Origin of the sequence: Tautonia rosea (assembly GCF_012958305.1) — a bacterium.
Taxonomy (GTDB): Bacteria; Planctomycetota; Planctomycetia; order Isosphaerales; family Isosphaeraceae; genus Tautonia; species Tautonia rosea.
In genome coordinates, this window is the sequence record NZ_JABBYO010000004.1 from 48,658 (window position 1) to 69,230 (window position 20,573).

The following is a 20,573-nucleotide window of genomic DNA, read 5'->3' on the forward strand; positions in this document are numbered from 1 at the left end:
CCACTCGCGGTGCATGCTGGTGAACCGGTCGGCATGCCGCTATGGTAAGGGAGCTTCGGTTCTTCAACAATGGATTAACCAGCCTTGGAGTTTTGTGATGATGCATCTCGCTGGTGTTCGTAACGGAATGAGCGTAACGCTGGGATCAGGGTGGCGTTGGGGTCTGTGCTACTTGATGATCGCAATCCTGGGCCAACAGTCGTCAGCCAATGATTCGGAAGGCCCCCCCAACTTCTGGAAAGCCGGAGTTGCTCGGATAGTGATCACGCCAGAGGAGGACGTCTGGCTTGCCGGTTACGGCAGCAAGCGAGTTCCCGACGGGAAACTGCATGAGTTGTGGGCCAAGGCGGTCTGCCTGGAGGATGCCGACGGAAATCAAGCCGTGCTCATCACCTCTGACTTTCAAGGGATACCGAAAGGGATGAGCGACCGAGTGTTCGATCGCCTAAAGGAACAATTCGGTCTTGATCGGGAGCAGGTCATGCTCACGTTTTCGCATAACCATTGTGGTCCTCGACTGGGAGAGGATCTGGTGGATTACTATCCGGTTGAGGAGGAACAGGTTGCGCTGGTTAACCAATACACGGAGAAAATGGTTGAAACGATTGTCAAACTTGTGGATGAGTCAATCCAATCACTTGGCCCGGCAGTGTTGAGCACAGGAGAAAGCTCAGCAACCTTCGCAGTGAACCGACGAAACAACGTGGAAGCGGAGGTCCCCTCACTCATGGCTCGGGGAGAACCTCTGGCCGGACCGGTTGATCATTCGGTACCCGTGTTGACCGTCGATCGACCCGATGGATCTCGGGCCGCCATCCTGTTCGGCTACGCCTGTCATCCGACAACCTTGAGCTTCACAACCTGGTGCGGCGATTATCCCGGTTTCGCTCAGCTTGAGCTGGAACGATTATCTCCGGGAACCACTGCAATGTTCGTCAATACGTGCGGGGGGGATCAGAACCCCCTGCCCCGTCGATCGGTCGAGCTGTGCGAACGCTACGGCAAGGAACTTGCCAGGGCAGTAGAGAAGGCTCTTCAGCAACCGATGACTCCCATTGCTCCGATACTTCGCACGGCCTTTGAGATGGTCGATCTGCCCTATCTGGAGGTCGTGACCCAAGATCAATTGAGCGCGCGATTGAACGATTCGAATGCGATCCTTGCTCGCTGGGCGGCGCGGTTGCTTGCCAAACTTGAAGCGGGGGAATCGTTTGAACCGTCGTATCCTTACCCGGTGCATGCCTGGCGGATTGGTCAGGATACGCTGATGATTGGAATGGGGGCGGAAACGGTGGTCGATTATGCCCTTCGGTTCAAGCGGGAGTATGGCTCAAACACTTGGGTTTGTGGGTACGTTGATGACATGATCGCTTATATCCCGTCGCGACGTGTCTGGGAAGAAGGCGGCTATGAGGGCGGATCGTATCTTTATGAGTACGGGCGTCCTGCGTTCCGCTGGGCAGGCGATATCGAGGATCGCATCGCGGCAACCGTGGATCGGCTTGTTCGTCAGGTGCGTAACTGAGCTTGAGGACGTTCTGTCACAGGAGGACGCTCGCCGACAGCGGGCAGGCTGTGGTTTCTTCTGCAGAAACCGCAGCCCAGAGTGGATTATGGTGAGCCTGAATCGGAGGGCGGATTACCCCAGAGGACTCTGCCAATGAATAGGGCTCCGGTGGCCCCTCGACGTCGAGCGTCCTCGTTCCAGACGCCTTCGGAGACCGTGACCCAGGACTCGTGATCATTGATCGTCGACGCTCCAAAATTTCCGAGTTCACCACCCCGTTCGGGAATGATCACGCGCTCCGTGCTTCGAATGACCTGGAGCAGATCCGGATCAACCTGAGCAAGAAACAGTGGAGCGCGGTGTCGCATGATGTGGTCGTTGTTCGCCCCGCGACGCGTATATACGAGGAACAGGCCGTCCTGGTGCGAGAGCCAGTGCTGTTGCGTGTTGTAGCTGCCGAGGTCGGTGCCGTCGTCAAAGGTCCAGGCCTTGGCGGGTCGGAAGTTCAGGCCGTCGGGACTAACGCTGACATAACCCTTTAGGTCGTTACGCAGGGTGAGGTAGTAGCGATCGTCGCAGCGGATCAAGGAAGGTTCGTAGAGTCCTCGAGCGACATCAAGTGCGAGGATGTTGCCGTGTTCCTCGTAGGTGAGCGTCTCTCCGTCAAACGAGCATCGGGCGACGGTGACTCCGAAGGGCTCGCTCGCGGATCTGCCAATGTAAAACGGCAGGAGAACCGACCCATTCTCCTCGATCACGAACTGCGCACAGGCGCTGCGGGCAAAGTTGAACAGGGGGTCGGCGGGCATCTCCAGGCGTTGCCACCGGGTCCACTTGCGAGATTTGGGATCGAAGACAGCAAAGGCGGTTTGGTGGGCTCGGGGGCGGTCTTCAAGCTGTTGGCCTGCGGCGCTGTAGCGGACCTGGGCACCAACGGCGATCACCTTGCCCGAAGGCGGATGAAGCATGGGTGTCACATCGGCGACGGCCACATCAACCCCTTCCGGCTCGCGGACCCAGTCAAGTTCCTTGACAGAAATGGGGCCGGTCCAGTCCCGGCCTTGGTCAGTGCGAGTAAGCATGCTGAGGCCGGAGTAATGGTCTGAAGTGTGAAGGTGCTGTTGTAAGGTTATGAGGACGTTCGGTTGGTTTGGATCATCTGACGTGGGCAACGGGGTCGCCCTTGGGTGGTACCAGAGGAACTGGCCGTCGTCGTGCTCCAAAACGGTTTGAAGTTCGGTTTCGAAGGGAATGATTGGGGGAGGCTCAAGCAACCGTTCCAACACAGGGATCATGAGTTTTGCAAGCTCTTGATGACCGCGAGGGTTGGGGTGAAGACCATCGGTCGTCCAGTCACGAAGGTTCTGACCGTTGGCTCGAGCCTCGGTCCAGTGGGCGAAGTGATCGACAAGGGGAATGCCGGTCTCGGAAGCAACCTGTCGACATGCTCTGATATACGGTTCCAGTTGCAGGTTCGGGTTTCGACCAAGGCCGTCCGGTGAGGCGTCGTCCGCCCATCGAGGTTCCGTCATCAGGACTGGCTCGATCCCGTGCAGCAAGAGTCGTGTGACGATCGTTCGCAGATTGTCGGTGAACTCTTCAAGCGAAAGGCGACTCACCGTCGCCCCTTCGTCGACGTAGCTGTCGTTCGTCCCATACATCACGGTCACGACCCGAGGGCGCAAGTCAATCAACTCGTCGAGCCGAGCAAGGGCCTGATCCGTGCGTTCACCACCGATGCCGAGGTTAATTCCATCGACCGAAAACCCAGCATCATTTAGTTCTTTCTCGATCTGTGCGATGAAGGCTTCGTCTGCCGAGACCCCCGCTCGAACACCCTTCGTGATGGAGTCACCGAGGGCGATGATCCGACTTGCTTCGGGAGAAGATGAAGGCGATTCCGCTGAGGCGGTGCCCGTGCCGAGAACGAGCACGATGGAGACGAACAGATAACTTCTGGATCGAAACATGCGAGGAATCTCTCCAAACCTTTGTGCCGGTCCTGATCGCGGTTCTTGTGGTTGATTCTACAAGAACGCCCGGCCCGATTCCGCCAGAATCGTTCTGATCGTTGCGCCCGATGCGTGACGTTCTCCTGGGTCAGTCGACTGGTGATCGGTGTTGTTGGTTCTCAACGAAAGTGGTCCCGCACGGGCAAAGCCCCCCAATCCACCCAGCAACAGATCGCTCGTTACCAAGAAATGAGAAATTCCTCTTGATCAGCGACCTTCAGGGCGTCACAGTGTATGAGTTCAATAGCACACCAGAACGGAGGGCCCGAGCGATGCTCTTACTCGGCCTGATACCGGGAGATGAGCGGGCGATCTACGCCCAGATTGCCGATCGAGTGCGGTTTGCAGTGGCGTCGGGGGCCTTGCGACCGGGGGACCTGGTCCCTTCGGTGCGCGAGCTGGCGAAGCAGCTTTTAGTCAATCCGAACACGGTCGCGCGTGCTTATCGGGATCTTCAGGCTGAGGGTCTGCTCGATGCGGTTCGAGGGACCGGGCTGAGCGTGACCGCCGAGGCTCCCGAACGTTGCCAGGCGGCCCGCCGAGCCTACGTTCGCGATCGCCTCCGCGCGGCGATTGACGAGGCGAGACGCAGCGGGCTCGACCCATCGGAAATTGAAGTCATCTTGCGGGAGCAGTGGCAGGCGTCCGGTGTCGCGGACAATCACGAAGGGGCAGAATCATGACTCAACACGATGCGGCCATTCGAATCGACCAGTTAGTCAAGCGATTCCGAGGGGTGACGGCGGTCGATGGCCTCTCGCTCGACGTGCCCGAAGGCTCCGTGTTCGGCCTGCTCGGCGAGAACGGCGCGGGCAAGACCACGACGATTCAGGTCCTGCTCGGCCTGCTCGCCCCTGACGACGGCCAGACCCGCGTGCTGGGCCTCGACCCGAGCCGGGACGGGCTGACCGTCCGTCGCCGCGTCGGCTATGTGCCCGAGGTCCCGGCCCTTTACGACTGGATGACGCCCGCCGAGATCGGCTGGTTCGCTGCCGGGTTCCACACCGAAGGCCCCGGCGGATCGGTCGGGTATGAGTCGCGGTTCAACGACCTGATCCGGGGATTCGCCCTGCCCCCAACTCGCAAAATCAAGACCTTGTCCAAGGGAATGCGGGCCAAGGTCAGCCTCTCGCTCGCCCTGGCGGGCGATCCGGGGTTGTTGATCCTTGATGAACCAACCTCGGGCCTTGATGTGATGGTCCGGCGCGAGTTTCTGGAGCAGATGGTGGACCTGGCCGGCTCGGGCCGCACGGTGTTGCTCTCAAGCCATCAGCTTGCGGAGGTCGAGCGCGTGGCGAGTCACATCGCCCTGATCCACGGCGGGAAGCTGCTCCTTGCCGAGCCGCTTGATCTCCTCCGGTCGCGGACGTTTTTACTTGCGCTCACCTTTTCCGACCGCGACCATCCGACCGCGCCTCCCGGTCACCTGCCCATGGAATTGATCGACGCCACCGATGCCCCTCGACAGGCCCACTGGCTCGTCCGGGCCCGCGACCGGGCCGCGTGCGAGGCGATTCGAGCCCTGCCGGGCATCGAGGCGGTCGAGATCGAAGTCCCCACGCTCGAAGACATCTATCTCGGTTACATGCGCTCGCGTCGGCCGGCCCCTTCCGGCCCCCCGTCCGAAGTTTCCGTGGCGTGATCGGGTTCCTGTGCGTTCAATCCTTGATTTCAGAAAGGGAGGCACGCTCATGATTGCTCGGCTCTGGTGGAAGGACGCCCGGCAGTTCGGACCGGCCTGGGTGGCGATCGCGGTGATGGCGCTGGTCGGCTTCCTGCTGGCCGGTCGGTATTTGCCGAACGAGGACGGGATCGACACGAGCATCTGGGGCTTCGCGATCCTCTTCTCCGGCCTTTATGCCCTGGCGATCGCGACGGCGGCGATTGCCGGCGAACGCGACAACGGCACCCTGCGATTGCTCGACACCCTGCCCGTCCCGAGGGCTCGGCTCTGGGACGGCAAGGCGTCGTTCGCGGTCGTCTCGTCGCTGGCGTTGACACTCCTCTTGCTGGCAATCGCGGCCATGCAGGTCAGTGCCGGGGCGTTCGATCGACTCGGAGGGACGGGAGCGACGCTAGGTGCCGTGGGTCTTGTGCTCGTCCTGATGCTGGAGGCGATCGGCTGGGGATTGTTCTGGTCGGCCCTCTTGCCGAACGTGCTGGCGGCGGCGGCGCTGGCGGCGTGCTGCTTGCTCCTGCTCTTGCCCGCGCTCGCGCCGATCATCGGTGAATCAACACCGACGATTTTGATGCCAGAAGAGGTGTCGATCCGACTCTGCATCGCGATTGCCACAGCGGGGCTTTCCCGGGTGATCTTCCTCGCCTCCGGGCCACCTCATCGCTCCCGGAGTGGTGTTCTTACGGAAACACCGGGCACGGGACATCCTGCCGCCTCGCCGAGCAATCACATGTCCCTCCCCGCCCCCTCCGGTTCGTCCTGGACCCGGACCCTGGCCAGCCTTGCCTGGCAGGCGTCGCGTGAGGCGCGATCGGCCTGGCAGTACCTGGCGCTGCTGGGCCTGGGAGTCCCGGTGGTGGGGTGGCTCACGGCCGATATGTTCTATGGCCCGGAGCCGTATGGCCTGGCGATTTTCCTCTGCCCGGTCGTGGCGTTGCTGGCGGGCGTGGGGGTGTTTCATACCGAGCAGCGCGGCCGGTCGTACCGGCTCCTGACGCATCACGGGTTGCGCCCGGCCATCGTCTGGCCGATCAAGGTGGCGGCCTGGGGGGTGGGACTCATGCTGATCTGGGGCCCCCTGGGTTTGTTTCTCCTGGCTGTTGGACCGAGGCCGACGCTCGCCATCGTCGATGCGACGGTGGCATACCTGGGCCTGACCCTGGGGTGCTTCGCGGTGGGCCTGCTCTGCGGCATGGCGATTCGCCGGGGGATCACGGCGGCCCTGATCGGCGTGGTGCTGCTGGTTGCGTTGAGCGTGCCCGTTGGCGTACTGGTCGCGATCCGACTGGTGGGGTTCTGGTGGACGTTCGTGTTGCCGCTCGCCTTGCTCGCGGTGTCCTGGGGCTGGATGGTCCCCTGGATGATCGACCGCCCTGGGTCGTCGCGGTGGGTCCGCCTGGGGGGGCTGGTGCTCCTGTTCGTGGGGACGTTGTTCCCGCTGTACGTCGGCCTCCGCGCCTGGTCGATCCCCGACCCCGGCCCCCTGCCTGCCGAACTCCGTTCCCAGCTCACCGTTCCCCGGGCAGACGAGGGAAATGACGCCCGCCCGCTCTACCGGAAAGCCCTCGCCTCAATGAGGGAGGAACGCTTGAAATTCGGGGGAATGGGCGCCTCGATGGGCGGCCCTGCGTTGGTCGAGGACCAGGAGACTCGCCCACTCGATGACCCCCGGGTCTGGCTCGACGCCCATGCCGGGGCCATCGATATCGCCCGCCGCGCCAGCATCCTCCCCGATGTGCGGCTCGGTTCCCTTGAAGGGCGTACGGTGTTCGATTGGGGGGCATCGGAAGACGTGCCGATGATGCCGGTGGCAAGTCTACTCGAGTCGGCGTTCGATCGCCGTCAGAAGCTGGGCGATCTCGACGGGGCCTGGGAAGACTTGCTTGCCCAGTTTCGCATCGCTCGCCAAACGTTCGAACCCGCAACGGCGCGGAATGCGATGTTAATCCTGGGCATCGAGGAACAGGCCCTGCGCCGGGCGATGAACTGGGCGATGGATGAGCAACAGACCCCCGAGTTGCTTCGCAACGCGCTCGAATCCTTTCAACAGCTCGATCCCCCGCCTGATCCGCTGCTCGTGATCGCGACCGAGCAGGTGATCGCCGAGCAAACCCTCGATCTTCCGCGTGAGACCTTGCAGGATGGGCTGGCACGGAGCAACTCGCCCTCACGGTCTCAGGGGAGCGTCTCCCCCGGGCTCGCCGCCTGGACGGCGGCCATCAGCACCCCCTGGGAGATCGAGCGGGCGCGGCGGGTGCTCCGGACGGTGTTTGCCGACTGGCGCTTCGGGTTGGACCGGGGGCCGTTCCGATCGGTGATTTACGAGCCGTACCGCGTGCAACGCGAGGCGCAACTGCTGAACTCGTCTCCCCTGGTCGAGGAACTCGTCCCCCCAATGCTTGCCCCGATGATGCGGACGAATGACCAGAACGAGGTCGATCGTCGCGCCCTGGTCCAGATCCTCGCCCTGCGGGCCTGGCAGCTTGAACACGACGGCCAGTGGCCCGACCGGCTCCAGGACCTCGTGCCGTCGGAACTCGACCGCCTGCCCGACGACCCGTACAAGCCCGGCCAGCCGTTCGGGTACGTCGGGTCATCGACCGATGCGTTGCACGTCATCGGCTCGCTGAACTGGTTGCTGGGGGCCCCGCGCGGACCCTCGCCGAGCGGGATGCCGGTCATCGTGCTCTACAGCGTCGGGCCCGATGCGGTGGATCAGCGCGGGGCCTTCGTCCTGCCGCGCAATCAAATCGGGCAGGGAGACATCATCTACCCCCTGCCCGATGATCAACCACGCCCCGCGAAACCGGGCGATCCGGTCCTGGAACCGAATGCGCCGGATTGATTGATCAATGCCGGAACAAAAATTCCGGGTGGTTGAGCAACGACCAGAGCAGGTCCTCGGCCACCCGGCGGCGGTCGGCGTCGTCGGTGGCGGCGTCGAGCCGGTCGAGCGCGAAGGCCGTCTCGCTCTCGGTTGGGAAGCGGCAGAGGGTGGCGAGGAAGAGTTCCTCGATCACGCTTGCATCGTCAGCCCCCGAGGCCATCAGGCGGCCGATCCGGTTCTCCTCGGCGCTGACCTTGCGGTGGACCGTACGACCGCCGACGAGTTGTAATGCCTGTTCAAGCGTCGAATCTTCCTCGCGTTCACATTCGCACGCTTCCGACCGCAAGGGCTGGCCGAAGGTCCGCAGGAACGGGTGGTTGAACTCGCCGTCGGGCACCTCGACCGCTCGCGTCCCGGAAGGGAGATGGAACAGTTTTTCCTCGACCCCGGTGGCCTGGGAGATGGCGTCGAGCAGGACCTCGGCCGGGAGCAGTTCCACGAGCGACCGGGAGAAGTAGCGGTCGTCCCCAGCGTTGAAGGCGTTCGGCTCAGCCGAGAGTTGATAGGCCCGGCTGGTGCAGATGAGGCGGATGGTCCGCTTCACGTCGAAGCCGTGGGCGACGAAATCGTCGGCCAGGGCATCGAGCAGGTCCTCGGAGATCGGCGGGTTCGAGGCGCGAAGGTCATCGACCGGATCAACAATCCCCTTGCCCATCAGGTGATGCCAGATGCGGTTGACCGCCGCCTTGGCAAAGAACGGGTTGTCGGGCGAGGTGATCCAGTCGGCCAGCGCCTCGCGGCGGTCGGCACCCTCGGGGATCTCGGGAGGCTCGGCCCCCAGCGGCTTCGGGGCCATCACCTGCCCGGTGCGGGGCTGGCGGACCTCGCGGCCGGGGCGAAGGTAGACGGTTTCTTCCTTGTTATACTGGGCGAAGAACTGCGGGCCGTTCTTGTAGTTCACCTCGCTGAAGAAGGCGGCCATGCCGTAGTAGTCGTCCTGGGTCCAGCGGTCGGCCACGTGGTTGTGGCACTTGGCGCACTGGAGCCGGAGGCCGAGGAAGAGCTGGCTGACCGTCTCGACCCGCTCTTCCGGGTTCCGGATCCGCCGGTAGAAGCTGGCGGGCGGGTTCGAGTAGTTCGGCCCCTTTGCGGTCACAATGGCGCGGACGAACTCATCAAACGGGGTGTTCTCGGCGACCTGATCCCGAATCCAGCGGTAATAGCTGAACGCCCCTTTGTGCCCCGTGTAACGCTGATTGCACCCGAGACGGTCGGCCCACTTCATCGTCCAGAAGTCGACATATTCGGTGCGGTTCAACAGGTCGTCAACCACCCGCTCCCGCTTGTTGGGCGATGGGTCGTTCACGAAGGCCCGGATTTCCTCCGGTGTCGGCGGCAGGCCGATCACCCCGATCGACACGCGCCTCAAAAACGTCATGTCGTCGCAGAGTTCCGAAGGGGGCAGCCTGAGCAGCTCCCACTTCGCGGCCAGGTGCTCATCAATGAAGTTGTTCGCGGGGGGATCAGACCAGGCAAGCCCGTCCACCGGCTCTCGGAAGATCAGGCGAACGGTGGTAACAAGGGTCTCGAAATTGACCAGGATGGTCGTCTCTCCGGTCCCGACCTTGCGGACCAGGCCCCTCGGCTCAATCGTGGCGATGGTCTCGTCCGACGACTCGTACCGCGCCAACCGCGTGACATCGCGGATCGATCCGTCATCGTAGATCAATCGGGCCGACAGCTGTTGCGACGTGCTTGGCAGGTCGAGCACCCGATCACCGGGCGAGACCTCCAGGCGGATCGGCTCGGGCAAGCCCTCCGGTTCGGGATCAAGCCCCTCGGCGATCCAGTCGCGGACGATCTGGTAGGTCGGGTCATCCGGTGTGAATCGGACACCCCCTTCATGCGGGACGGCTCCCGAACCCTTCAAGAGCACCAGGCTCTGCTCCGGGTCGAACGGGTTGACCCGCCGGTTGCCGACCTCTCGGGCCAGGGTCGTGTAATCGAGCACCGGATCGTACCCCCGAAGGCTGAGGCGAAAGCCGTCCTTGCCGGTCGGGGTACCGTGGCAGGCCCCTGCGTTGCAGCCGGCCTTTGTCAGAGCGGGCAAGACCTCATGCTCGAACCGTCGAGGGTCGGCCACCTCCGCCCGATCGACCGTCACAACCGCCGAGGCTTCCACCCCTCCCACCCGAGCAATGATCTCCGACCGGCCATCGCTCCGGGGTCGCAGCAGTCCCGCTCGATCAACCCCCACCACCGAGCGCTCGGTCGGTTCGAGCGCGGCCTTGGCGGTCAGGTCGCGCACCGAGCCATCGGCAAAGTGCCCACTGACAATCAGTTGCGCCTCGCTCCGGGCTCCGTCCAGGTGGAGGGAGGCTGGCTCGATCGACAGGCGAAGCGGTGCTTCTTGCTCATCGGCGATGACGGAAGATGAGGCGAGCATCAGCAGCAGAATGGCGAGCGCAACCTGCAGCCATTGATGAGTGGGCGGGATCGGCCGGTCGGTCATGATGACCTCCTCACGATCGGTCGGTCGGGCGGGTCAGATCAGATCGGGGTGGTTTCCCGAGCCTTGACTGTTTATAAGATATTAAACGCGAGAGGGCCCGAAACGCGAGGCCGATTCCCCAATAGAGGGAGGAGCAAGGCAATGCGCCACGAGCCGATGGGATGCCGGGAGTTCTTCGAAACACGCACGTCGCGCCGCCAGATCCTTCAGATTGGGGCTCTGGGATGGCTTGGTTTGGGCCTCTCCGACGTGCTCAGGGCCGAGGGTTCGGGCCTCGCTTTGCCGGTGAAGGCGAAGTCGGTCATCTTCCTGCACCAGTTCGGCGGCGCGAGCCATCACGACACCTTCGATATGAAGCCCGACGCCCCGGCCGAGATCCGAGGCGAGTTCAACCCGATCGCCTCGAACCTCCCCGGCGTTCAGGTGTGCGAATTGCTCCCGAAGATGGCGACCGTGATGGACAAGGTCTGCCTCGTCCGATCCGTCAATCACCGGACCGGGGCGCACAATTCGGCCACCTACTATTCCTTGACCGGCCACAAGCCGCTCATTGATATTGTGACGGCCAACGCCACCGCGACCGACTTCCCTGCCTACGGGTCGATCGTCGATAAGCTCGCTCCCAGCCCGCCGACAATCCCCACCGCCGTCTCCCTTCCCACAATGATCGCCGACGGCCCCTTCCGCACCCCGGGCGAGTTCGCCGGCTTTCTTGGCAAGCAGCACGACCCGCTGTTCATTCTGAAAGATCCGAACAAGCCGGAGTTCTCGGTCGAGGAACTGAGCCTGCCGCTCGAAGTCCCCACCGACCGCGCCGGCGACCGTCGGGCGATGCTCTCGGAGCTGACCCAGTTCGCCCGGCTCGGCGACCAGCTCGCCGCCGTGAAGGGGATGAACGCCTACCAGCAGCGTGCCTTCGACCTGCTCACCTCTCCCGAAACCCAGCGGGCGTTCGATATTCACTCCGAGCCGGATTCTGTCCGGGAACGCTACGGCCGCACCACCTACGGCCAGAGCGTGTTGATGGCCCGCCGCCTGGTCGAGGCCGGCGTGCGATTCGTCACTGTCTACTACTCCCCCAACATCGGCGGTTGGGACACGCACAAGGACAACTTCAACACGCTCCGCAATTCGCGCCTGCCGATCACCGATCAGACCCTGCCCACCCTGCTCGAAGACCTCGACGAGCGTGGCCTACTCGATGACACGATGGTCGTCTGGACCGGCGAGTTCGGCCGGACCCCCCGCATCAACAAGGACGCCGGCCGCGACCACTGGCCGCAGTGCTACACGATCCTCATGGCCGGCGGCGGGCTGAAGCGCGGCTATGTCCACGGCGCGTCGGATGCCTCGGGGGCCTATCCCAAGTCCGACCCCTGCACGCCCGACGACATCTCCGCCACCATGTTCCACTGCCTCGGCATTGACCCCTCGACTGAGCTGCGCGACCAGCTCAATCGGCCGATCCCTGTGTCTTACGGATCGCCGATTGCCCCGATCCTCGCCTGATCGGCCGAAGATGCCGGGGACAGGTCATCCCCTGGTCCCCGGCATCCTCAACTCCGCCAGGAATGCGCCGAGCAAACGGTTGAACGCTTCCGGCTGACAGAGGTTGCTCGGGTCGATCGCATCAGGAATGACTTCGAGCCGTGCCCCGGGAATCGGTCTGATCGCTCGTTCCATGAGCGTGATGGCCGTCTTGCTCCACCCGCCGACGATCCCGAGCGTCGGGCAGGCGATTCGATCGGCCCGGCGAACCGCGTCGATTCGACACATGGCGATGCTCTGCAAGACCGCCTCGGTCGGCCGGAAGCCATCGACCAGGTCGGGGATCGCCGCGTGCGCCGTCGGCCAGCGCCGGAAGAACAGCCCGGCCATCCCCTTCAACACCGGCCGGGGCAGATAATACATCCCCAGCGTCAGGTACGAGCCGAGCAAGAGCAGCCCCTCCATCGGGCGACTCGCCCGCAACTCGCCGAACGCATCGACTACGACCAGGCCCGCGAGCCGCTCCGGGTGCCTCTGGGCGAACTGCAAGGCGACAGCGCCGCCGTACGAGACGCCGACCATCACCACCGCTTGCTCGCCGATCGTATCCATCAACGCCGCCAGGTCGTCGCACTGGCGGTCGATCACCGTCCCGATCGGCCCGTCGAGCCTCCCCGACCCGCCATTGCCGCGCAGGTCGGGCCGGATCACCCGGTGCGTCCTTCGAAACGCCTCCGCCTGCGGATCGAACATCCGGTGCGTCCCCCCCAGGCCGGGGACGAACAGCACGGGCGCTCCCCCCCCTTCGTCCTCGTAATGCAGTTTCGTCTCGTTGAGCACCATGCGGGGCATCGTCGGCGGCTCCCCCTCGACGGGGATCGGGCGAACGGGGAAAACTCGGGCGATCGTCCGTCGAACCGACGAGCGCCGTTCTTTGCGTACGCGTTTCGAGTCGCCGTTGCGGATCGACCCCCTCACCCGGCCCTCGGCCACCCTCTCCCCCAAAGGGGGCGTGGGTTGATCAATTTGCCCGCAACTGGTCCGATTACCTGATCGGGTTGACGACCGGGAAGCCCGAGCCGAAGAAGTCGAAGCGGGTCACCATGTCCAGGTTGGAGGCGCAGAAGCTCGGCCTGATCCCGAAGAAATCCGGTTGCGGGTGCGGGAAATAGTTAAAGGTCCGGCGTGAACGTGGCCCGATAGAGGGGGGTGGACAGGCGATCGGCAACGACGAGATCGAGGTCATGGGAACCCCGATTCCCGGTGGAAACGGCAGTTCCCAGAAGTTAATCCTTGGGCGACAAGACTTTCAGTCTCGATCCGCCCCTAAAGATCCGAGCGGCGGCCGACGATGATATTGTCCGTCCACTTGCAATGACAAATTAGGCAAAGGAGTCGGGGGAGGCGGAAGTAGCTAACGACACGCCTCCCCCGATCTCTTTCGCCTGATCCGATCCCCCTTCGGGAGAGACGAATCTTGGCAAATGTTAGCAAGTCTCCGTCTGGCGCAAAGGCCAGCCGGACCCGTGCGACCGGCAAACTCGACCCGCCCGACGCAGGCAACCAGGTCACGGATCACGCCAAAAACGGAATCAATCCGGGCTTGCTGGACCGGATCGGTCGCTGGAGATTCTTCTGCCTCTTGGTCGTTTCAGCGTCTTGCGTGCTGAATAACCAGGGCTTCGAGTTGAGCGTCAAAGTGCCGGGTGGGCACCAGCGTTCGATCGAGGAGGAGATGCATCGGGAAGATCACAAGGCGGCGTGTCCCGCTTGCACCGGTCACCCTATAGATCGTTCGATCGACCACAGAAGTTGAGCGGTTCCACGGTGGCCGGGAGCAGGCTCCCGGCCACCTTCTCTCACCCCAGACTCCGCCGGTCGCCACTCACCGCTCATGCCTGGGGAGAAATCCGGTAGGCGACCACGTTCGCTACCATTGAAATCATCCCATTCTCGCCCATAGTGGCTTTGTGGATGACCCCCCTCACCTCCAGCCTCGATCCGTCCTCCAGGATGATCCGCTCCCCGGTTCGGGGGAGGTGTTCCCCGAAGGCAATGAAGGAGACGCCTTCCGGGTCTCCCACCCTGGCACCGGGTTCGTCGCAGATCACGTGAATGGGCTTTAAGCCCATCCGATCCGCCTGATCCCAAACCTCACTTGACACGTCCGGCACGCCGTCGGGATCGTAGTTGATGGACATGATGCTACTCCTTCACGGCTTCTATCTGTCTCCCTCTCCCTGTTTCGGGGGAGAGGGCCGGGGTGAGGGGGCCTTTGCAAGCACGCAAGAACCGCGCTCGATCATACCGGAATTCCCCCCCTCCATCCAGCCTCGGAGCCTCCCCCCATGCGCATCGCCATCGCCGGCCTGATGCACGAGTCGAACACCTTCAGCCCCGACCGGACCGGCCTCGATCAGTTCCGCGAGGGGAGCCTCGCCGACGGCCCCGCCCTGATCCCCGTCTGGCGAGAGGCCCACCACGAGGTCGGCGGCTTCCTCGAAGGGGCCGAGCGCTTCGGGTTCGAGGCCGTGCCCACCACGATGGCCTGGGCCACCCCCGGCGGACCGGTCGATGACGCGGTGCTCGACGAGGTGACCTCCCGGATCGCCGACGCCCTCGCCCGCCTCCCCGTCGATGGGCTGCTGGTGGCGCTCCACGGCGCGATGGTCACGCCCCACCACCTCGACGCCGACGGCGAGGTCCTCCGCCGCCTCCGCGCCGCCCTCGGCCCCGACCGCCCCCTCGTCTGCTCGCTCGACTTCCACGCCAACGTCTCCCCGCTCATGGCGGAACACGCCGATGCTCTGGTCGGTTATCAGACCTATCCCCACGTCGATCAGCGCGAGCGCGGACTCCTCGCCGCCGACCTCATCGCCCGAACCGTTCGCGGCGAAATCCGGCCCGTCACCGCCCTCGCCCAGCCGCCGATGATCGTCAACCTGCTCGGCCAGGACACCAGCGCCGAGCCGATGCGCTCTCTGATGAACGAGGCCCGATCCCTCGAACAACGCCCCGGCCTCCTCTCGATCAGCCTAATGGGTGGCTTCCCCTACGCCGACGTGCCCGAGATGGGTTCCTCGGTCATCGCCGTGGCCGACGGCGACCGATCGCTTGCGCAAGCCGCCGCCGATGACCTGGCCGCTCGCCTCTGGTCGATCCGCCACGACCTCGACGCCCGCCGCCCCGACGCCGCCGAGGCCGTCCGCCAGGCGATCGCCTCCGACCGCTCCCCCGTCGTCCTCGTCGACCTCGGCGACAACATCGGCGGCGGCACCCCCGGCGACGGCACCGTGATCCTCTCCGAACTGATTCGCCAGCAGGCCCGCGGCGCCGTCGTCGTGATCCACGACCCCGACGCCGTCGCCGAGGCCGCCCGACTCGGCCCCGGCGCGACCTTCGAGTGCCCCGTCGGCGGCCGGAGCCACCCCGATTACGGCGGCCCCGTCCCGGTTCGCGGCGTCGTCCGATCGCTGCACGACGGCACCTGGATCGAGGACGCCCCCCGCCACGGCGGCCGCCGCCACAACGACCAGGGGCCCACCGCCGTCATCGACCTCCCCGGCCCCATCACCCTCGTCCTCAACACCCTCCGCACCCCCCCCTTCAGCCTCGGCCAGCTCACCAGCCTCGGCCTCGACCCCTCCTCCTCCTCCCTCCTCGTCGCCAAGGCCGCCGTCGCCTACAAGGCCGCCTACGCCCCCATCGCCGGCCGCATCATCGAGGTCGATACCCCCGGCCTCACCGCCATCGACCCGGGGCGATTTGCGTATCGGAACATTCGAAGGCCGTTGTTCCCGATCGATCCGTGAACGGTGGTCGATCATTCTTTCTCAGGCTCCCTGATCTCCGATGGGATGATGGGCGTTCTCTCGTGCCGGACTGTCACGTGGGGATACGCCTCACGTCAGGGCCGTCGGAGAGCCTTCTGTCGTCGTGTTGAGCCTCACCGGTCACGCTGCTACGATTCCACTAGAGTGCCTGTCGTGAGGCCCGGCCGGGGGAGTGTGGTTCATGGCGACTCGATGGCGACATCGGCCTGGGCTCTGGGTGACGGCCCTTGTTTTGTGTGGATGCGTCGCCCTGCACTTCCCGCCGATCACTTATCTCGTCGTCGGCCGACCAAAGACACCGATGAACGTCGCCGATGCGGAGCATCTCATCGGCCAGGTGGCCTCTCTTGGAGAGACCTGGGAGGACGTCCAGGCTCGGCTGGCAGGCCGGGACATCACCCCCGAGCATCGGCCGGGCCGCCCGCTGTGCGACATCCTGCTCCGCGACGAGTGGGACGCGGAGGGCGCTGATGGCGAGTGGATGGACGGGCAAGGTGACCAGACGGTGGCCGACCTGGCCGGCCTCGACCCGCAGGAGGTCCATTCCATCATCCGCCTCTGGTACTACGACGCGAACCGCTCCATCGTCAGCAACACGGAAGTCATGGCCTACCTGTTCTTCGACGCCGAGAGCCGCCTGCTGGGCCGCTGGGTTGATGAGCACCACATTGGGCTCTAGCGTCGTACAATCGGCTCGTCTTGGTCTTCAATCGGTGGAGAGACTGCGATGCGGTTCTGCGCTCCCGATGACCGAGTTGTCCTCACGAACCCGACGCCTGAGCAACTGGAGCGGCTGATTCGCACAAGCCCTCATGGTTACTGGCAGCAGGGCGGGAACGGGGAGGCGATTCTCGACGACGATTCCCGCGAGGCATCCCTCTGGATCAAGCAGCCCGAACCGGATCGTTTCTTCGTGACCTACTCGAAGCCCCCGGCCGACTGGCTGGTGCCCTATGACGGCGGATCGTGCGCGTCACTGGTCGAGGACGAGCGAGGAGGAGATCCGTTCTGGATCCCGAGAGCTTGCCTGATCGACGCCGATCAAACGGTCGAGGTTGTCTCCTGGTTTCTCTCACATCGAGAACCATCGCCGCGTGTGTCCTGGTGCTACTGGCATGAACTTCCGTTGCTGGACTCGTATCCCAGGCCATAGCCTGGGAGAGTCCGCTGCGCGGACTTCCTCAACGACGAGACTCCTTTCGCTTCGCGACTCGGTCATCCCTGGCTTCAGCGAGAGAGGCGGCATGAACCGATTCCCGATCAAAACATGGTATCGTCTCACCGGAATGATCGCCTTGGCGCTCGGCCTTCGTGGATGCTTCTCTTTCGTGGATTCGATGACCGAGGAGCAGGCCCTCCGGCTGATTCGCGAAGCGGTCCCGGTCGGCTCGACCCGGGAGGATTGCGAGGCCTGGCTGAACGACCAGGGCCTCGATTGGCATTACGACGAGAACGCGGGTCCCGATTCGAGGCTCAAACAACGCGGCTGGGATACGGAGCGATTGCGCAGGTATTACTTCGCCTGGATCAAGGGGACCGGGCGTGGTTTCCTCATGGAATGCGACATGGCGATCTACTTCATGATCGACCCGGACGGACGGGTCATCGGCCACGTCGCCGCTGAGTCTTGCACGGGCCTCTGAGGTGGATCGGCCACTCGTAGGATTTCAAGGACGAACCGGTGGGGCGAGCATGCCGAGGAAGTCGAAGGCCGTTCAGATCGCCGAGCAAATCGCCGCCGTCCAGGCGGGAGGCGACACCCTCAACCTCGACGCATTCAACGTCGTGACGACCCTCCCAGAAGAGATCCGGGGCTGTCACTGGTTGCGCTGCCTGATGCTGGGGATCAACCCGTTGAAGGAACTGCCGGACTGGATCGGCGAGCTGACGAGTCTCGAAGATTTATCGTTGTTCACCTGTCAATTGGAACGCTTGCCCGACGCGATCGGCAAGCTCACGTCCCTGACCTGCCTGGTTCTCACGAACAACCCCTTCTGTCGGGTGCCAGAATCAATCCACAACCTGCGCCGGCTCCGCATCCTGGGCCTCTCCGGGTGTGACCTCACGACGCTTCCGGACTGGATCGGCGAGCTGACGGAGCTCGAAGAACTCGACCTGGACATGAACCAGTTGACCGAGCTGCCCGACTCGATTTGCCGCCTGGCGAAGCTCGAATCGCTCTCCCTCTCGACGGGATCGCGGCTGACCGCGTTGCCGGCGGACTTCGGAGACCTGGCCAACCTGAAGGACCTCGACCTCCGGGGCAATCGCCTCACCACCCTGCCGGATTCGTTCTCGAAGCTCGTCCGGCTCCGATCGCTCGACCTGCGACGCAATCAGTTGACCGACGTCCCGGCTTATTTCTCGACATTCACCACACTGAAGGAACTGGATCTCAGCGACAACCCTCTCCCTCCTCCCCTCGCCAAAGCCTCCGAGAAGGGGAGTCAAGCCATCTTGAAGGCAATCGCCACGCGCGAGGAGCCGCCGGCCTGACGACGCGACGGGACGTGATCAACCCGCCACGGCCGGCAGCAGCGAGGCCACGGGCAGCTCGGCGATGAATCGACCGTCGAGGGTCAGGGGGATGGACTCTCCCTCGCCGAAGGAGCGGATCGAGCGGTATTCCGGCGTCTCACCGCCGATCGGGTCGGCGTGGGCCTCGATGGTGCGCGTCCGGAGGTTCACCACCCAGTAGGCCACGACGCCGCCGGCGGCATAGGCCGATTGCATCCGGCCGAGGTCCTTCGCCACGCTCGTATCGGCCACCTCGACCACCAGGGAGACGTCGGCGGGCGTCGGGTGCCCGGACGCGTAATCGTCCCGGGCGCCCCGGACGATCATGAGGTCCGGCTCCGGGACGTGGAGCGGCCCCAGGCCGAGCGGGCACTCGACCTGGACGTGCCAACCCTCGGGCACGATTCGAAACAGGGCGTCGGCAAGTTTCCCCTGTGCGATGACGTGCGGCGGCTTCTTGGTCATCTTCTCGACGAGCTGCCCCTCCCAGAGTTCCACCCGACGCCCCTCAGGGATTGCCCCGCATTCGATCATCCGGGCGTAGTCCTCGGCCGTGATGAGGTACGGTCGGCCTCCCCTGGCCCCGGCCGGCGGGCTGCTGGATGCGACGCTCATGCGGAGGCTCCCATGATCGGGACTCTCTGGAACAGAACCCGCAACATCTCGTGTGTGGTCCATGCTACCCCGCCATGGCGTCACCCGTCGACGCGGCTTGCCTCCGGTGACTGGACGTACCGCTTCCACCCCCAATGGATGCGTCCTGGGTGGCCTCGGTTGGCGAGCAACCGAGGCGGCCCGCCGCAAGAGGCCCCGGGAGGCCGCACCGAAACCGCTCGTCGCTCCGCAACCCCGATTGGCGAGTAACCGGGCCACCCAGAAAACGAAGCATCGCCTCAGTTGAGGGTGAACGCGGTACGACCAACTTCGTGATTTCGGCGGGCGGGATGGGAAAGGGCTCCGATCAGAGGACCCCGTAGCGCCGGAAGGCCTCGGTGACGGTCATCCCCTCGGCCAGCTTGTCGCGGACGAGGTTCTCGCCGCGGACCTTCTCCTCGGCCTTCGCGATGGCCTCCTCGGCGGCGGCGGAGGGAACAAAGACGATGCCGTCGTGGTCGGCAAGGACGAGGTCGCCGGGAGCAACAGCCACACCGCCGAAGTCGATCGGCACGTCGTGAGCCTCAACATCAATCCGGCCCAGGCTGTCGGCCGGATGGATGCCCCGGCAGAAGACGGGGAATCCCATTTCGATAATCGCCTGCGTGTCGCGCGTGAATCCGTCGATGAGAACACCGCGGCAGCCTCGGTACCGGGCGGCAGTCGAGAGGAGTTCTCCCCAGAAGCTCCACTCGCAGGAGGAGACGACCATCACATCGCCGTTCGTCAACGCATCGACGGCGGCCATTTCCCCCTTGTACGGTTCGGCCGGGTCGAGGGTCGGGGCGATGATCGTCTTCACCGGCCGGACTACCCCGGCGCAGCGGAAGGCGGGGGCCAGGGGGCGAATATCAGCCCTCGGGCACTGGTTGCGGAAATTGAGCCGGTCGAGGACATCAGCGACCACAGGCGTATACAGGGCTGCCAGGCGATCGGCCAGGGCAATCGAATCAGCGTTCGAGGCACTCACGAGAACAGGCTCCGTGGTTTCAAAACGAGTCGGCCGGTTGTTCCGGCCTGATCATCCTCGTAGCATGGCAGACCAGGGCGACGAAGGCGAGATGGTGGCAAGGCAATCACAGGATAGTCCTCCTCCCTGGACTCAGGAACGCAGATGATGCGATACCACAACTCGTTGACCTGCAACCTCGTCTTGCCCCTCGTCGCTGCGCTCGCCGCTCCGGGCCTTGCTGCTGACGATCCCGAGGGGAACGCGTTTTTCCAGGCCAAGATTCGGCCCGTACTCATCGAGCACTGTTATGCCTGCCACTCCTCACAGGCGAATCCGCCAAAGGCCGGCTTCCGCGTCGATACCCGATCGGGCCTTCGCCGAGGGGGAAACTCCGGCTCGGCCATCGAGCCGGGACGACCGGACGACAGCCTCCTCATCCGGGTGCTTGAACATACGAGCGAAATCGCCATGATGCCCCCCGACCGCCGATTGCCCGACGCGGTGCTCGACGACTTCCGCGCCTGGATCGAGCGTGGGGCACCCGATCCCAGGCCGGATGACCCACCCCGCTGATCCCCTGCCCCGGAACGCCG

18 protein-coding genes are annotated in these 20,573 nt (G+C 64.2%); 11 read left to right on the forward strand and 7 right to left on the reverse strand.

The features are described 5' to 3' along the window. Window positions 1-97: 97 nt before the first annotated feature. Window positions 98-1,525, forward strand: a complete 1,428-nt coding sequence (locus HG800_RS07840) for a neutral/alkaline non-lysosomal ceramidase N-terminal domain-containing protein (RefSeq protein WP_235963467.1) — start codon at window positions 98-100, stop codon at window positions 1,523-1,525. 86 nt (window positions 1,526-1,611) lie between these two features. Here HG800_RS07840 and HG800_RS07845 read toward each other — a convergent pair whose 3' ends face one another. Next, the gene (locus HG800_RS07845; RefSeq protein ID WP_169975541.1) at window positions 1,612-3,477 is read right to left on the reverse strand and encodes a GDSL-type esterase/lipase family protein; all 1,866 of its coding nucleotides are present in this window, start codon (window positions 3,475-3,477) and stop codon (window positions 1,612-1,614) included. A gap of 314 nt (window positions 3,478-3,791) precedes the next feature. On the opposite strand from HG800_RS07845, the gene HG800_RS07850 reads away from it, so the two are divergent. Genes HG800_RS07850 through HG800_RS07860 form a run of 3 tightly spaced genes read left to right on the forward strand, consistent with a single transcriptional unit; the run spans window position 3,792 to window position 8,042 of the window. Beyond that, on the forward strand, window positions 3,792-4,202 hold the full coding sequence (locus tag HG800_RS07850) for a GntR family transcriptional regulator (RefSeq protein ID WP_169975543.1): 411 nt from the start codon (window positions 3,792-3,794) through the stop codon (window positions 4,200-4,202). Beyond that, the gene (locus HG800_RS07855; protein ID WP_169975545.1) at window positions 4,199-5,161 is read left to right on the forward strand and encodes an ABC transporter ATP-binding protein; all 963 of its coding nucleotides are present in this window, start codon (window positions 4,199-4,201) and stop codon (window positions 5,159-5,161) included. Before HG800_RS07850 ends, HG800_RS07855 begins: the two co-directional genes overlap by 4 nt. A 49-nt stretch (window positions 5,162-5,210) precedes the next feature. Beyond that, the gene (locus HG800_RS07860) at window positions 5,211-8,042 is read left to right on the forward strand and encodes an ABC transporter permease subunit (RefSeq protein ID WP_169975547.1); all 2,832 of its coding nucleotides are present in this window, start codon (window positions 5,211-5,213) and stop codon (window positions 8,040-8,042) included. A gap of 4 nt (window positions 8,043-8,046) precedes the next feature. Here the strand turns inward: HG800_RS07860 and HG800_RS07865 are convergent, their stop codons facing one another. After that, the gene (locus HG800_RS07865; RefSeq protein WP_169975549.1) at window positions 8,047-10,536 is read right to left on the reverse strand and encodes a DUF1549 domain-containing protein; all 2,490 of its coding nucleotides are present in this window, start codon (window positions 10,534-10,536) and stop codon (window positions 8,047-8,049) included. A 141-nt stretch (window positions 10,537-10,677) separates the two neighbouring features. Here HG800_RS07865 and HG800_RS07870 point away from each other — a divergent pair, with 141 nt between their 5' ends. Further along, window positions 10,678-12,045 carry a DUF1501 domain-containing protein gene (locus HG800_RS07870; protein ID WP_235963468.1) on the forward strand — a complete coding sequence of 456 codons (1,368 nt, stop codon included), beginning with the start codon at window positions 10,678-10,680 and terminating at the stop codon, window positions 12,043-12,045. 24 nt (window positions 12,046-12,069) lie between these two features. Here the strand turns inward: HG800_RS07870 and HG800_RS07875 are convergent, their stop codons facing one another. From HG800_RS07875 to HG800_RS07885, 3 genes are all read right to left on the reverse strand, one after another. Then, window positions 12,070-12,876 carry an alpha/beta fold hydrolase gene (locus tag HG800_RS07875; protein ID WP_169975551.1) on the reverse strand — a complete coding sequence of 269 codons (807 nt, stop codon included), beginning with the start codon at window positions 12,874-12,876 and terminating at the stop codon, window positions 12,070-12,072. A gap of 193 nt (window positions 12,877-13,069) precedes the next feature. After that, window positions 13,070-13,270, reverse strand: coding sequence for a hypothetical protein (locus tag HG800_RS07880; protein WP_169975553.1), 201 nt, complete (start codon window positions 13,268-13,270; stop codon window positions 13,070-13,072). Window positions 13,271-13,916: 646 nt separating this feature from the next. Continuing rightward, the gene (locus HG800_RS07885) at window positions 13,917-14,225 is read right to left on the reverse strand and encodes a hypothetical protein (RefSeq protein ID WP_169975555.1); all 309 of its coding nucleotides are present in this window, start codon (window positions 14,223-14,225) and stop codon (window positions 13,917-13,919) included. 147 nt (window positions 14,226-14,372) lie between these two features. Between HG800_RS07885 and HG800_RS07890 the strand changes: the two genes are divergently transcribed. The 5 genes from HG800_RS07890 (at window position 14,373) to HG800_RS07910 (ending at window position 18,353) form a co-directional block, all read left to right on the forward strand. Continuing rightward, window positions 14,373-15,836 carry a M81 family metallopeptidase gene (locus HG800_RS07890; RefSeq protein WP_169975557.1) on the forward strand — a complete coding sequence of 488 codons (1,464 nt, stop codon included), beginning with the start codon at window positions 14,373-14,375 and terminating at the stop codon, window positions 15,834-15,836. A 202-nt stretch (window positions 15,837-16,038) separates the two neighbouring features. Further along, window positions 16,039-16,536 carry a hypothetical protein gene (locus tag HG800_RS07895; protein WP_169975559.1) on the forward strand — a complete coding sequence of 166 codons (498 nt, stop codon included), beginning with the start codon at window positions 16,039-16,041 and terminating at the stop codon, window positions 16,534-16,536. Between the two features lie 48 nt (window positions 16,537-16,584). Further along, window positions 16,585-17,010, forward strand: coding sequence for a hypothetical protein (locus tag HG800_RS07900; protein WP_169975561.1), 426 nt, complete (start codon window positions 16,585-16,587; stop codon window positions 17,008-17,010). A 91-nt stretch (window positions 17,011-17,101) separates the two neighbouring features. Continuing rightward, a complete protein-coding gene (locus HG800_RS07905) occupies window positions 17,102-17,500 on the forward strand; it encodes a hypothetical protein (protein ID WP_169975563.1) in 399 nt (132 codons plus the stop codon). Window positions 17,501-17,549: 49 nt separating this feature from the next. After that, window positions 17,550-18,353: a leucine-rich repeat domain-containing protein gene (locus HG800_RS07910; RefSeq protein ID WP_169975565.1), complete on the forward strand. Its 804-nt coding sequence runs from the start codon at window positions 17,550-17,552 to the stop codon at window positions 18,351-18,353. An 18-nt stretch (window positions 18,354-18,371) separates the two neighbouring features. On the opposite strand, the gene HG800_RS07915 is transcribed toward HG800_RS07910, so the two are convergent. Both HG800_RS07915 and HG800_RS07920 read right to left on the reverse strand, forming a co-directional pair. Beyond that, complete coding sequence (locus HG800_RS07915) at window positions 18,372-18,989, reverse strand: Uma2 family endonuclease (protein ID WP_169975567.1); 618 nt, start codon at window positions 18,987-18,989, stop codon at window positions 18,372-18,374. Window positions 18,990-19,335: 346 nt separating this feature from the next. After that, complete coding sequence (locus HG800_RS07920) at window positions 19,336-19,998, reverse strand: RraA family protein (protein WP_169975569.1); 663 nt, start codon at window positions 19,996-19,998, stop codon at window positions 19,336-19,338. 144 nt (window positions 19,999-20,142) lie between these two features. On the opposite strand from HG800_RS07920, the gene HG800_RS07925 reads away from it, so the two are divergent. After that, window positions 20,143-20,553, forward strand: a complete 411-nt coding sequence (locus HG800_RS07925) for a c-type cytochrome domain-containing protein (protein WP_169975571.1) — start codon at window positions 20,143-20,145, stop codon at window positions 20,551-20,553. The last annotated feature ends 20 nt before the right edge of the window (window positions 20,554-20,573 follow it).

Bases quoted from the DNA above. Each gene is read 5' to 3' on its own strand.
- HG800_RS07905 (WP_169975563.1), top strand. From the start codon at position 17,102: ATGAACCGATTCCCGATCAAAACATGGTATCGTCTCACCGGAATGATC.
- HG800_RS07900 (WP_169975561.1), top strand. From the start codon at position 16,585: ATGCGGTTCTGCGCTCCCGATGACCGAGTTGTCCTCACGAACCCGACG.
- HG800_RS07885 (WP_169975555.1), bottom strand. From the start codon at position 14,225: ATGTCCATCAACTACGATCCCGACGGCGTGCCGGACGTGTCAAGTGAG.
- HG800_RS07895 (WP_169975559.1), top strand. From the start codon at position 16,039: ATGGCGACTCGATGGCGACATCGGCCTGGGCTCTGGGTGACGGCCCTT.
- HG800_RS07910 (WP_169975565.1), top strand. From the start codon at position 17,550: ATGCCGAGGAAGTCGAAGGCCGTTCAGATCGCCGAGCAAATCGCCGCC.
- HG800_RS07890 (WP_169975557.1), top strand. From the start codon at position 14,373: ATGCGCATCGCCATCGCCGGCCTGATGCACGAGTCGAACACCTTCAGC.
- HG800_RS07840 (WP_235963467.1), top strand. From the start codon at position 98: ATGATGCATCTCGCTGGTGTTCGTAACGGAATGAGCGTAACGCTGGGA.
- HG800_RS07860 (WP_169975547.1), top strand. From the start codon at position 5,211: ATGATTGCTCGGCTCTGGTGGAAGGACGCCCGGCAGTTCGGACCGGCC.
- HG800_RS07855 (WP_169975545.1), top strand. From the start codon at position 4,199: ATGACTCAACACGATGCGGCCATTCGAATCGACCAGTTAGTCAAGCGA.
- HG800_RS07915 (WP_169975567.1), bottom strand. From the start codon at position 18,989: ATGAGCGTCGCATCCAGCAGCCCGCCGGCCGGGGCCAGGGGAGGCCGA.
- HG800_RS07845 (WP_169975541.1), bottom strand. From the start codon at position 3,477: ATGTTTCGATCCAGAAGTTATCTGTTCGTCTCCATCGTGCTCGTTCTC.
- HG800_RS07875 (WP_169975551.1), bottom strand. From the start codon at position 12,876: ATGCCCCGCATGGTGCTCAACGAGACGAAACTGCATTACGAGGACGAA.
- HG800_RS07925 (WP_169975571.1), top strand. From the start codon at position 20,143: ATGATGCGATACCACAACTCGTTGACCTGCAACCTCGTCTTGCCCCTC.
- HG800_RS07880 (WP_169975553.1), bottom strand. From the start codon at position 13,270: ATGACCTCGATCTCGTCGTTGCCGATCGCCTGTCCACCCCCCTCTATC.
- HG800_RS07850 (WP_169975543.1), top strand. From the start codon at position 3,792: ATGCTCTTACTCGGCCTGATACCGGGAGATGAGCGGGCGATCTACGCC.
- HG800_RS07870 (WP_235963468.1), top strand. From the start codon at position 10,678: ATGCGCCACGAGCCGATGGGATGCCGGGAGTTCTTCGAAACACGCACG.
- HG800_RS07865 (WP_169975549.1), bottom strand. From the start codon at position 10,536: ATGACCGACCGGCCGATCCCGCCCACTCATCAATGGCTGCAGGTTGCG.